A 12981-nucleotide genomic window follows, 5' to 3' on the forward strand; every position below is an offset into this window, starting at 1 on the left:
AGGTGGAGAAATAAAAAAGGCGACCTCAAGCGTGGGATGCCGTTACTGCACCCTACTTGAAATCGCCTCGATTTGGATCCTATCAACTATTCTAGCTGCTCTTCGCTTTCCAGATGGAGTACGCCGCAACAGCCCAAGCTACGATAAATGCAAGTCCGCCGAAAGGCGTAATAATACCCAGCGGCTTAATATCCGACAGACTGAGCGCATATAAGCTTCCCGAGAACAGAAAAATACCGATATGCATCAAGCGAGCCGCCCATCGTATGCCCTTCCCCTGTCCGATTCGTTCCGCAGCCAGCGCGAGCAGGAATAGCCCAATGGCGTGGTACATATGATAACGGACGCCGGTTTCAAACACATTCAGCATGTCATCGGTAAGCCGGTCTTTCAAGGCATGAGCTCCGAATGCGCCAAGCACCACGGCTATCAACGCGTGGATCGCTCCGTAAGCGCCATATTTGTTAAACATCTCATTCTCCATCCTTTCCAATGGCTGTAAAATACGTTAAACTGTACGATAGCAAATGATCGATAAAGGAGATTCAGTCCATGAATGATAACGGCAGCGAGAATCAGTTCCCGCAAGACGGTTTTACTCCGATACCGGCAGCCTACGAGGAGCAGCCGCCCAAAACGCAATCCAAGCTTGGCATAGCTTCATTTATCATTGGTCTCATCAGCATTATCGGCTTTATCATCGCCATTATTCTTGCAACATCATTTATTATGAACCACAACTTTGCAGACAGCAACACTCTTCAGCAGGAAATTGAGGCGAATATGGCAGATCTCGAAACCTACGCGCCCATTATCGGAGCAGGCTTGCTGATCATCGGTGCGATGGGGGCCAGCATCGTAGGGCTGATTCTGGGTATCGTAGGAGTCTGCGCGAAGAACAAACGCAAAGCATTCTCAATTATTGGTATCGTCACTAACGGGTTGCTCCCGGTCGGGTTTATCGGTCTATTCCTGATCGGTCTTGCAATGGGCGGCTAACTGGTTGAACAGAGAAACCGGGAAAACAAAGAGGAAGAGCGCGTTCAAACGCGGCTCTTCCTCTTTGCTTTCTCCTATTACCCCTCGAACGGCGGAACCTCATACCCGCTTCCAAACGGCGCATCCGGGCGATGGAATTCACCCATCAGCGCACGGCGCAGCGGTGTGGTTTGCTCTAGGAACGCCTTTGAGTTTTGCAGCCTATCGGAGGCTCTCACCCATGGCGGACTATAGATATAGTGCATCGTATACCGATCATAGTCGCCGTCATGCGCATAGGTGCGATGCCATACCGCATTATGGAATACCAGGACGGAACCTGCAGGAGCACAAATCACATGGCCGATCGATACATCGCCCTTCTCCTTCCGCAGCGCTTCCGGCATCGCAACCTGGCTGCGATGACTGCCCGGAATCAGCTCCATATTCCCCATCCGCGGCTGCGTTTGATCGGTGAGCAGAAACGATGCGCGCAGCTGCACCAACGGGATTTGCGGGAAGCTCAGCTTCTTGAAATCATAAGCGCCCGACCCGTCTTGATGCCAGCCGCCCATACCGCCGAAGGCAGGCTGTTTCGTATTCCAGCCGGATTGCATGATGAATCGATCGCCATACAGCCCTCTGATCTTCGGAAGCACTGCAGGGTGATCCATCAATTGCTCGAGCGCCGGCTCTGTCTCATAACCCCGCCCTACTTGACCGAAACCTTCCGTGCCTGCCGCTTTATGCACACGCTCCGAAGCTTCGAGACATTGCTTTACCTCTTCAGCGCTTAACACATCCGGAATGACAAAATAGCCCCAAGATTCAAAAATAAAACGATCGGTTTCTGTTAATTCGCCTGCTGATACTACCGGATTCAACATTGAGCTATCGCTCCTTCTGTATATTTAGAAATGAAATGGAGTACTATCACAACTATATGCCAGTCCTATGAACCGAATGTCAGCCGGATCGTCTGAATGCGTTTCGCGCCAAGCACAATCGTGGCAGCCCCGTTCTTCACATGCAGCTCCGCGAAGTCTGCAAGCGGCTGCTCATCGAGCGAGACGGCTTCGGCGGACTCGATCGGACGATCAAATCGGACAACGGCCGTTTCCGCATTCTCCGAGGCATTAAACAATCGAATATTTATGCCATTCGCCTGCCGTTCCGCTTGCTGAAGCGCGCTTATCCGGACAGAGCCGTTGTCCACTTGGACATAAGAGTGGACTGCGGGCAAGTTGCGCTCCCGCTGCTGCAGCGATTCATAACGAATGTCGTCCCTTCGCACCGTTAAAGACTGCAAGCCGGCCGCAAACTGTTCACGTTCGGACCATAGAGCCGGAAGTGCCACCGCACGCACCTCGAACGGCCTGATGGCATATTCGAAGGTCATCTCGCGCAGGAGCTGCCCGCCATCCCCGCCGTCGCTCAAAACTTCCTTATCCGTGCTGCGATATAACGTAAGCGCGGCGGTTCGCGCTTCGTCTTCTTTCATCGCCATCTCATAGAGCCCTTTTGAATACAATGCCAATCCTGCAGCAGCATCTCGCAAGACAACGAGTCCGTTATACGGCGCATCCCCTCGGGCTGTCTCCAAGTGAGCCGCAGCATCGATCTGCTTAATCGAGCGCTTCACAAGATCAAATGGCGTGCTCGCATAGTAATGATCCGTTTGAAGCCCGGATGGGAATAACAGCTTCAACCGGTGATTGCGTGCCGTATTGTTCACGATCGTTTTGCAGCGAAGGACGGGATCATCCTTGCGCAGCTCCAAGTAGGTGCGAATCGCCAAGCCAGCCTTATCCTCTCGGCGGCTTGTATCGTCATGCGTGATGCCGGCAGGCACCATGAAGGCGATTTCCACGCATGCGATGCTGACCAGCGGCCCGTCCGTGACCGTAGAAATCACCGCGCGGCAGCCTGCCGAATGAAAGATCGCATTGTTGGCCGGCGCCACGTAATTCCAGCCCTCGCCAATGTCAGCCGCGTCTTCAAACAACAGCAGACCCTCGTGAACCTTGCCGCTGTGCACATCCGTCACTCGAATCGTGCCGTTCTCATTCACGCGCATTTCGATTCGACCGTTATTCCATGTCGTCTCGTTGACCTTCATCGTTCCCAGAAGACGGCGAGGCTGCACGAGCGATGTCATGCCGTACTCGCCTAATGCCGGCACGGGAATAACCACTTTTTCAATGGTAAATGCCGCATACCCGCAGGATGGAATGTTCCCTTTGAAAGCCAGCTTGAGGCGATCTACCGTCTCCCCGCTTGGAATATCGCGATATTTGCGGACACGTCTAACTTTATTGCGGGCGATCTCCACGACCTGGCAATCCAGCAATTGACCGTTCGCATCTCGCAGTTGAAGGAAGCTGCCGCCAAGCACGATCGATTTCAGTCCGCCGTTGCTGTCATGCAGAAGCTCCGCCTCTACGACAATGATGCCATCTTCGGCATCCTGAAGCGGATTGTACACGACGAGAATATCTGAACCGACAAGCCCGCTCGGACCGATATGATTGGCAAAATAGTGCAGCTGCTCATGGTTCATCTGCTGCGCAATAAGGCGGCTTTGATCGAACCGATACATCATGTCCTGATGAACCTGATCGATGGAACAGCCGCAGATGGAGTCATGCGGATGGTTTTGCAGCAGAAACTGCCAGGCTTTCTCCAGAAAGACGCGCGGATAGGCTCTTCCCTCCAGCATCGCAAAAACAGCCCAGGGCTCGGCCCATTTCTCAAGCAGAAGCTCGCACTGTTGATTCCGCTGCTTCAAATGGATCCGGGAGGACAGCACGTTCACCAGCACCCAGTTGTTGATGCCGTTATAACCATTCGTTCGCTGCTCCCCCTGATACAACTTCAAGTTGCTGACTTTGCCGCGCAGCGCCTCCAAGTATTGCTCCAGCGTGGCATGCATAAATTTGACCCCTTCAAGCGACTCCGCCTCATTCAGCGTTTGCAGCATCCAGGGCAGACGAGGCTCGATTTCGATATGATCCACGCCGTCCATGCCCATCATGATATCTGTCGTTGCCCGTTTATTCTTATAAGCAAGCATCGACTTGGCCCGTTCGATTAGCTCCGGTTCCTCGTAGCGGAACTCGCGGTCCACGAATGGCCAGCGGAGGAAGAAGTAGAAATCGCCGTAGGCGCGGTCTTCATCCAGCTTCAGTCCAAGCACGCGGCTCCCGTCTGCGCCTTCCCATTCCATCTCCGCCGGGTCGCTATCGCCATGGAAGCCGCGGAAAAGCACGGCATTATCGATGCCGAAACCGCGCAGCAGCTGCGGAAACTGGCTGTTATGGCCGAAAATATCCGTAACGTACCCCGATTTAACCGGTTCAGTACCAAGCTTGCGCGATTCGCGAAAGCCTGTCTGCAAATTACGAATGAGCGATTCTCCGCTTACCAGAAATTCATCCGGCATGACGTACCAAGGCCCTACTCCAATTCGCGACTCCCGTATATAGCGAGTCAGCTGCTCCCGGCGCTCCGGACGGATTTCCAAATAATCGTCGATGACAATCGTCTGGCCATCCATCAGAAAATAGCGGTAATCCGGATTGGCTTCCATCGTATCCAGCAGCTCGTCAATCATATAAACAAGTCTTGTGCGAAACCCTTGATAATCCTGATACCATTCCCGGTCCCAGTGCGTATGGGATACAACATAAACCGTTTTAACGGAAGATCGATTCGTCATGAGTTCCTCCTAAACAGACCAAATAGGCGTTATTCCGCAGAAAGCTCCTACCCTTTTATCCCTGCCATTGCATAGCCTTGAATGAAATTACGTTGGAGCAGCAAATACACCAGAATCGGAGGCAGCACCACTATGGCAGTCAGAGCAAAGAAATCGGGATATTCCGGCACTTGGCCGCTTTGCATCATCGTCGTAAGCAAGCTGGTCACGCCCGTATTGATGACCTGAATATTCGGATTGTTGATCGCTACAAGCGGCCACAAATAATCGTTCCAAATCGTAATGAACGTCGTAATGACGATAACCGCAAGGACAGCGCGAACCATCGGAAAATAAATGCCGAATATCGTCCAGAACACGCCTGCACCGTCAATTCGGGCTGCTTCCTCGTATTCGAACGGAATCGACTCCATCGTTTGCTTCACCAGAAAGATCGCCGCAATGTTCACAATCCCGCTCCCAAGGAGCAGCGCGCCCCATGTATCGATCATGCCGTGACCGCCTTGCCCCAGCCAGTCATTGCCGCCCAGAAACGGAAAACGAGCAAACAGCAGATACGTCGGGATAAGCGTCACTTGACCCGGAATCATCATCGAAGTGAGGAAGATGATAAACACCGTGTCGCGACCTTTGAACCGAAGCTTGGTAAACACATAAGAAGCGATGAGCGACACCAAACAAGTAACCGCAATGTAGTAGATGCTTCTAAGCGCTGTGTTGATGAAATAGCGGAAGATAAGATCGTTTTGAAACAAATTGACGTAACGTTCCAAATTAATTTCGGTCGGAATCGGGAGTAAGATCGAGTCATAATAATCCTTGTTCGAGCCGATGGAAGCCATCACCTGAAAGAGAAACGGATAGAACATGACGGCACTTCCCACGATGAGCAGCAAGTAGATGGCGAAACTTTCAAGCTTGCTTCGTTCATTAACCATGTCTTAGCGTTCCTCCCCTTAGGTTTGGTTTCGCTGCGAAATCCGGTATTGAATCATTGTCAACGTGAACGTGAACAGCAGCACCATGACGGAGGAGGCACTGGCCATCCCCATATTGAAGGACTGGAAGGCATCTTGATAGATGCGATGCAAAATAATATTGGTATGGCCCTGAGGGCCACCGCGAGTCAGGAGCTGCACCGGCTCGAAGATCTGAAAGCTGGCGATGATGCCCATAATGGCAATGTACATCGTAATGGGGCGAAGTGATGGCAGCGTAACGTAGAGCATGATTTTGAACCTCGAAGCCCCGTCAACCTTCGCCGCTTCATATAACGTCGTATCGATCCCTTGTAAGCCGGCCAAATAGATAATGACTGTACCGCCAATCCCCTTCCAAATGGAAATGAGGATGAGCCAGAACGTCATCCAGAAGACGCTTTGCTGAAAAATGATCGGCTCCATATCGAAGCGTTCCATCACCTTCCGCGCTAAGCCGGTAACCGGATCAAGCACCGCATTCGCGATCTGAGCGACGACAGCGAAGGAGACGAGGACAGGCAAATACCAGAGCGTGCGGTATAAGCCGACTCCCTTTACCTTCTGATTCAGCAGCAGCGCGATAAAGAAGCCGATCGACATGCAGCCAACCAGGATTAATAATCCATACAGGCCTGCATGCAGCAAGGTGACCAAATAATCGCCGGTCGTAAAGAAGCGGTGAAAATTATCAAGGGCCACCCACTTCGGCAGTCCCAGTACGCCATTCCATTCCGTAAAAGCCAAATAAATAACGAACAGTACCGGAAATAGAGAAAAAACCGCGAAAAAAACAAACATGGGCGCAAGTAAGGAATAACCGATCACACCGTCGCGGTGTCGATTATAGAAGGATCTCAGCCGCTGCAGGAAGGACGAGGAATTCTCCCCGGGCACCGCCCGGGGAGCTTCATTCTTCATCTGGACCGTTCTCACTTCAGCTGTTCCTCGGCTGTTTTCTGGGCATCCTTTAATGCGTCCTCGATCGGCTTATCCGTTGTCAGCGTAATATCCTGCGCTTTATACCACGCTTCCCAGATTTGCGGACCGTTCTTCGGATAGACCGGAAGCGGAGCGCTTTGTTCGTTCGCTACGATATCGTTAAACACTTGTAGCTCCGGATAAGCTTTGAGCAGATCCGTGTTTTTGCCTGCTTCCATGTTGGCCGGAAGTCGGCCCGTTGCATTTGCTTCAAGCTCTTGATATTCTTTGCTCGCCAGAATCGTCAAGAACTCAATCGCTGCCTCCGGATGTTTGGATTGCTTAAGCGCATAGAAGAGCGTGTTCCCTACGATGACGTTACCCGTATGACCTGCTTCAGGCACCGGCAGCGGCGCAAAGCCGCAGTTTGTGCAGCCCATTTGCTTGCCCCATGCAATATGCCAAGGCCCGTTAACGGCGAAAGCGACTTTCCCGCTGTTCAGCAGGTTGAAGAATTGGCCTTCATCTGTCATGGATGTAGAGCCCGGAGGTGCTGTTTTGGAAAGCTCACGAAGGAAAGTGAGCGCTTTGACGTTCTCCGGCGAATTGAAGGTCACCTGCGACCAATCCGCATTCGTAAAGTCTCCGCCTGCTTGGCGCATGAACGGCGCAAGACGGAACGCTCCGCCAAGGCCCATGTTCTGCACGATCGAGCCGTAGTATTCGCCTTTACCGGCAGCCGTCGCTTTCTTGGACATATCAAGCCATTCATCCCATGTTTTCGGCGGTGTATTCGGATCAAGACCGACCTTCGCCATGACATCTTTGTTATAAACAAGGCTGAATACGCCGGTCATCTGCGCAACCGCATACGGCTTGCCGTCATGCATAGCTGCTTTCATCGGACCCGGAGCAAGTTGTGCGGCTACATCCTGCGGCACCTCCAGAAGGGCGCCGATGCGCGCAAACTCCGGAATGAAGTCTTCTCCGTCTGCTACATCCGGCGGATTGCCGCCCATGACGGCGACCATGATGGCTTGACGGAGCGTATCCGCCCAACCTTTGTCGATGTATTTAATCGTAATGCCCGGGAATTTCTCTTCCATCTTCTTCTGAATAAAATCATAAATCTTCGTCGCAGTCGGATCATTGGCTTCCGGCATGGCATTGGCCACGTTATGGCTCCAAACCGTTAATTCAAACGGCTCGGCTGCCGGAGCAGCTGCAGTGTCATTGCTGCCGTCATCCTCCGACTCCGTTGACGTCGAAGCCGTATTGGAAGTGGTCGCGTTGTTCGTTGTGGCTGCCGCGTCATTTTTGTTACCGCTTTCATTTTTATTGCTTGAATTGTCGGAACAAGCTGATAAAACGAGTGTCAACACCACGAAGATGGACAAGATCGAAGAAACCCATTTGCTCCCCTTCATTGACCCAAACTCCTCTCGCCTCTAAATTGCTTGTGAGCCAAATCAATTTCAAATCATGATGTCAGCGGGCTTTAGCTGCACCTCCCTGTATATGTATTATATGATATGTCGATATATTACTCCCAAAGAAACTTTATTGTCAACGACTTCTTTTGTCGAAAAAGTCCACAAAAAAGAACCCTTCCGGACGAAGAGTTCTGAGGGCGATTTATGGTTTGCTGCGAACCGGACAGGCTGCCGTCGAAACGCTCGAAACGAGATGCGGTTCAATGAGCAGCTTCCGATATTTGTTTTCTTGCTGATTTATTTTACTCTTGTCATCCAGCAGCTCAAGCAGCTGCTCTGCCGCCAATCTTCCTACCTTCTCCTCGTGCTGATCGATGTAGGTAAAGAAGTCAAATTCACGGCTCGGCGATAAATTATCGAAAGTCACTATGGAAATATCCTGCGGCACCTGGAGCCCGAGATGACGGACGATGCGATACAGATGCAAGGCCATCGTACCGTTCAGCGTGATATAAGCCGTCGCGAGACCATTCTTGACGTAACGGAAGAGCGGATGCTGTTCATCGAGCTCCTCCCGCTCGTAATCGACATAGAAATCGGTCAGCATCATAGCCGGATTGATCATTTCTCCGAGTTCTTTGAGCGCCTTCATGTATCCGGACAGCCGCTGTTCGATTGTGGTCGTAGATAGCGGAACATCCGAACATATCGCGATATCTCGGTGGCCGAGCTCAAAGAGATGATTGACAGCCAGCCTGGATGCTTCGACCCCGTCAGAGCCGATGAAATGCGTCTCGATCCCGGTCAAATACCGGTCAATAATGACGAGCGGGAACCGTTCGAGCTTCAGCCTTAAGATCTCTTCGTTATAGGTTTCCGCATCGACCGGGAAAATAATTAATCCGGAAGCGCCCATATACAACAGTTCGCGGATGGCTGCGGCTTCGCGGTCTTTGGAATTCTCTGAGAGCATGAGCACGAAATTATAGCCGGATTGTTTCAACGCCTTGGAAATGCCTTTATTCATTCTCATGGAGAAGAAATCGCTTATATTTGGCAAAATAAGTCCAATCACGTTACGGCTGTCCCCTTGTTCTGCCGGTGCGGACATACTGCTGCCGGCAGCCGGCGGCGCCGGGTTGCGCAGCGACAACGCCATATCGTGGACATAACTGCCCTTGCCTTGAATCCGGCTCAGCCAGCCTTCTTTGGTTAGTCCCGTCAGCGCGTTGGATACCGTAATTCGGCTCACCTCAAACTTCTCCATGAGCTCTTTCTCCGTAAAGATTTTATCGCCGGGACTCCAAATGCCTGTCTGAATCTGGTTCTTGATAAAGTCTTGTATGACTTGATAGATCGGAATCCTTCCGTCTTGCATGTGAAAACCTCCAATCTGATCGGATAAAAACAACCCGGTAACTTGTATAGTTGTATTATAACCAATATGACATATTATGCAATAGGGTTTCAATCCATGACTTGGGCTCCTATCTCAACCAAGGCTTCTGGCCGGTACCAGGTAAAGTTAGTACTATGTTTTGAAATATTGTTGACTATACTGAAAGTAAGAAGAGAGAAAGAGGTGCGGCAGATGAGCAGAAAATGGCTGCAGCAAGAGGGTCCGTCCTGGACTCGGCAAGGTATCATCACCCCCGAACAATTACAACGCATTCTCGCCTGTTATCCGGAGAAGAAGCGTGCCATCGGGATTATCCCTATACTCGGAAGCATCTTGCTTGGCCTTGGTATTCTCAGCTTCGTGGCGGCGAACTGGGGACAAATTCCGCAGCTGATGCGGCTCATTATTATCGCGGTCATCATGGTTGGATTTTATGGAACCGGTGAGATGTTCCGCCGAAGAGACCATGACAAGCTCGGCGCGGCTCTCATTGGACTTGGCCTCCTTACCTTCGGAGCCGGTATCGTGCTCACGGGCCAAATGTTTCATTTGCAAGCCTATGATGTCACTTCATTTATTGTTTGGGGAACGGTCGGCGTGCTGCTCACTTATCTCATTAAGAGCCGCTACCTCTTCCTGCTGACCTTACTGATCTTCACCGGACTACAATGGTACAATTCGACAGAATTCAGTCATTTTAGCTATGTCGCGCTTGCAATTATGATGCTCGGTCTGGGCTATTACTGGTTGAAACGTCCCAATACGCTGCTGGCTTGGTGTCTCGCTGCCAGCTTTACGATTCAGAGCATCTTGCTTGTAACCGTGAACGACTGGGCTTTCTCATGGTTCTTCATACCGATTTGGCTGCTGTACAGCTTTATGGATTGGGCCAAAGAACGTAAATCCGTCTATCCGTTTCAAGCGATCCCGCTCGTGGCGGCGTTTATACACAATCTGTTTATCGTCCTGTTCTGGAACGACAGCAACGATTCATCCTTCCTGAAGGATCTTTCGGCACAGCCGCTATGGTTCGGGCTTGCGCTTGCAGCTTTGTTTGCACTTTCGATTGCGGCAAAATATCGGAATCACCGCCTTATGTCGAGCCCGGATTGGCTGCTGGCCCTCCCGTTCTTCTACTTGGCTCATGGCGCGGACGCTGCTTATTTGATCGTATTGTTCGCTTTCTCCCTGTACTTGCTGTGGAGAGGGTATGCGGAAGAATGGGCCGTCAAAATCAATCTTGGCACGCTGCTGTTTCTTACGAGTACGATGGCGGCTTACGGCAAACTCGCATGGGATTTTATGGACAAATCCATCTTCTTCATCCTTGGCGGGATTATCCTGCTTGCGCTCAGCTGGTTCTTGAATCGCCGCAAGAAACAATTTCTTGTCGAGCTCCATGAGGAGGAGGAGAAACCCCATGAATGATCAAACCATGATAAAACGCAGGCGCAATGTTTGGCTGATTCTTATCATTGCGGTTCAACTGCTCTTCCTTGGCGGGATCGCCTGCTTCCATTACTCCGCGCTATGGGTCGGCAAGGAAATCACGCTTCGCACCGTTCCGGTTGACCCTCGCGACCAGCTGTACGGCGATTATGTGCAGCTCAATTACGCGATTAACAACGCCTCTTGGTCGGATTGGAAGGAAACCGGCGACAAGGCTGAAGGCGGCGATACGGTTTATGTGCTGCTTGCTCTTCATGAAGACACTTCAACCTACGAAATTAAAGGCGTGTATGACCGTAAGCCGGCTCGCGATACAGGCGAGGTCGTGCTGAAAGGGCGCGTGCAGTATACCACCGATGACACGCTTAGAATCACCTATGGACTGGAGCAATACTATGTGGAAGAGAATACGGGCAAAGAGCTGGAGCAGCGCGCCGGCAAGCTTATCGTAGAAGTAAAAGTAGCCCCTTGGGGCAGCGCGATAATTGAAAGAATTCAGCCTTAGACTGCCAGATTGCTAGAATTGGGCCAATATTGCTTCACATAACCGTTCGAGACTTGAATAGAATGAATAACAACAAGCTCAATCGGTATGGGGAGGTGCCCAGGCATGGCAGAAAATGAAGGTACGCTTTACACTGTGTCGCGTGAAGACTGGTCACTGCATCGCAAAGGACATCAGGATCAAGCACGGCATCAGCAGAAAGTGCGCGAAGCCATCAAGCAAAATTTGCCCGACCTCGTCTCGGAAGAAAACATTGTCATGTCCGATGGGAAGCATGTCATCAAAGTTCCGATCCGCAGCCTTGATGAATATCGCTTCGTCTATAATTTCAACAAAAACAAGCATGTCGGCCAAGGCGACGGCGACAGCCAAGTCGGCGACGTGCTCGGCGTTGACCCTGCTTCCGCCCAGAAAGGCGGCAAAGGCGAGAATGCCGGCGATCAACCCGGAGATGACATCGTAGAGGCTGAAATCAGCCTCGCCGAGCTTGAAACGATGCTCTTCGAAGAGCTGGAGCTGCCGTTCCTGAAGCAGAAGGACCGCGATCAGCTGGAGACCAAAGAAATCCGCTTCAACGATATACGCAAGAAAGGGATCATGTCCAACATCGACAAGAAACGGACGATCCTCGAGAACCTGAAACGGAATGCGACGAGCGGCGTGCCCGGAATTCACGGCATCTCGCCGGATGACCTGCGCTACAAGACATGGGAAGAAATCATCAAGCCGCAGTCCAATGCCGTGATCCTGGCCATGATGGACACGAGCGGATCGATGGGTTCGTTCGAGAAATACGTCGCCCGCAGCTTCTTCTTCTGGATGACCCGCTTCCTGCGGCATCAGTATGAGAATGTAGAGATCGTGTTCATCGCGCATCACACGGAAGCTAAGGAGGTCACGGAAGAAGAATTCTTCACCCGCGGCGAGAGCGGCGGTACGATCTGCTCTTCCGCTTACATTAAAGCAATCGATATTATCGACAGCCGCTTCCCTCCGACGCTGTACAATATTTATCCGTTCCACTTCTCAGACGGCGACAACCTAACCAGCGATAACGAGCGCTGCGTGAAATTGATCGGCGAGCTGCTCAAGCGGGCGAACTTGTTCGGCTACGGTGAGGTTAACCAGTATAATCGCTCCAGTACGCTCATGTCAGCGTATAAGCACATCAATTTGCCGAACTTCATGCACTATGTTATCCGCGAGAAAGGCGAAGTGTATAACGCGTTGAAGTCGTTCTTCCGCAAGCGGGAATTAGTCGTATAAATGAAAGGCTGCCACCAAGCGCGTGTTTGTCGCTTCCGGTGGCAGCCTTTTCTGTTGGGGCGGCTACGAATATAAGACTCACGTACCCCGGGATCACTAAACGCATGGCTTTATTAAGCCACCAACTTCAATCCTGTAACGGTTGTGACAGCAGTTATTTGGTCGAAAGCCTGTTTTTATTTTCTTACGGTTGCCACAGCGCTTATTTGGACATTATTCGGTAGAAATCAACCATTATGCAGCAAATAACGACGCTCACAACCGTTAGATTTTATTAAGTCGTTCATTTCAAGAAATAGCCGCGCTGGCAACCGTTAGAGAAAGAGGCAATAACG

Annotated in this window: 11 protein-coding genes; 4 read left to right on the top strand and 7 right to left on the bottom strand. The window is 51.3% G+C overall.

What is annotated here, in order from left to right:
• Positions 1-91: 91 nt before the first annotated feature.
• Positions 92-472 carry a DUF423 domain-containing protein gene (locus BM412_RS16945; RefSeq protein ID WP_091220852.1) on the bottom strand — a complete coding sequence of 127 codons (381 nt, stop codon included), beginning with the start codon at positions 470-472 and terminating at the stop codon, positions 92-94.
• Between the two features lie 80 nt (positions 473-552).
• On the opposite strand from BM412_RS16945, the gene BM412_RS16950 reads away from it, so the two are divergent.
• Positions 553-999 (top strand): hypothetical protein, encoded by a 447-nt coding sequence (locus BM412_RS16950; protein WP_091220854.1) that lies wholly within the window; start codon positions 553-555, stop codon positions 997-999.
• 77 nt (positions 1000-1076) lie between these two features.
• On the opposite strand, the gene BM412_RS16955 is transcribed toward BM412_RS16950, so the two are convergent.
• The 6 genes from BM412_RS16955 to BM412_RS16980 form a co-directional block, all read right to left on the bottom strand.
• Positions 1077-1865, bottom strand: a complete 789-nt coding sequence (locus tag BM412_RS16955; protein WP_091220857.1) for a phytanoyl-CoA dioxygenase family protein — start codon at positions 1863-1865, stop codon at positions 1077-1079.
• A 65-nt stretch (positions 1866-1930) separates the two neighbouring features.
• On the bottom strand, positions 1931-4696 hold the full coding sequence (locus tag BM412_RS16960) for a glycoside hydrolase family 38 N-terminal domain-containing protein (RefSeq protein ID WP_091220860.1): 2766 nt from the start codon (positions 4694-4696) through the stop codon (positions 1931-1933).
• Positions 4697-4743: 47 nt separating this feature from the next.
• Positions 4744-5634, bottom strand: coding sequence for a carbohydrate ABC transporter permease (locus tag BM412_RS16965; protein WP_091220864.1), 891 nt, complete (start codon positions 5632-5634; stop codon positions 4744-4746).
• 18 nt (positions 5635-5652) lie between these two features.
• On the bottom strand, positions 5653-6594 hold the full coding sequence (locus BM412_RS16970) for a carbohydrate ABC transporter permease (protein WP_143111643.1): 942 nt from the start codon (positions 6592-6594) through the stop codon (positions 5653-5655).
• 11 nt (positions 6595-6605) lie between these two features.
• Complete coding sequence (locus BM412_RS16975) at positions 6606-8021, bottom strand: ABC transporter substrate-binding protein (protein ID WP_091220869.1); 1416 nt, start codon at positions 8019-8021, stop codon at positions 6606-6608.
• Between the two features lie 208 nt (positions 8022-8229).
• Positions 8230-9405: a GntR family transcriptional regulator gene (locus tag BM412_RS16980; protein WP_091220871.1), complete on the bottom strand. Its 1176-nt coding sequence runs from the start codon at positions 9403-9405 to the stop codon at positions 8230-8232.
• A gap of 213 nt (positions 9406-9618) precedes the next feature.
• Here BM412_RS16980 and BM412_RS16985 point away from each other — a divergent pair, with 213 nt between their 5' ends.
• The 3 genes from BM412_RS16985 to yhbH all read left to right on the top strand — a co-directional run bounded on the left by BM412_RS16985 (position 9619) and on the right by yhbH (position 12646).
• Positions 9619-10854, top strand: a complete 1236-nt coding sequence (locus BM412_RS16985; RefSeq protein ID WP_091220875.1) for a DUF2157 domain-containing protein — start codon at positions 9619-9621, stop codon at positions 10852-10854.
• Complete coding sequence (locus tag BM412_RS16990) at positions 10847-11380, top strand: GDYXXLXY domain-containing protein (RefSeq protein ID WP_177245894.1); 534 nt, start codon at positions 10847-10849, stop codon at positions 11378-11380. The genes BM412_RS16985 and BM412_RS16990 overlap by 8 nt, the downstream gene beginning before the upstream one ends.
• A 105-nt stretch (positions 11381-11485) precedes the next feature.
• Positions 11486-12646: a sporulation protein YhbH gene (gene yhbH / locus BM412_RS16995; RefSeq protein WP_090981871.1), complete on the top strand. Its 1161-nt coding sequence runs from the start codon at positions 11486-11488 to the stop codon at positions 12644-12646.
• Positions 12647-12981: the final 335 nt, after the last annotated feature.

Source organism: Paenibacillus sp. BC26 (assembly GCF_900116125.1).
Lineage (GTDB): Bacteria > Bacillota > Bacilli > Paenibacillales > Paenibacillaceae > Paenibacillus_Z > Paenibacillus_Z lignilyticus.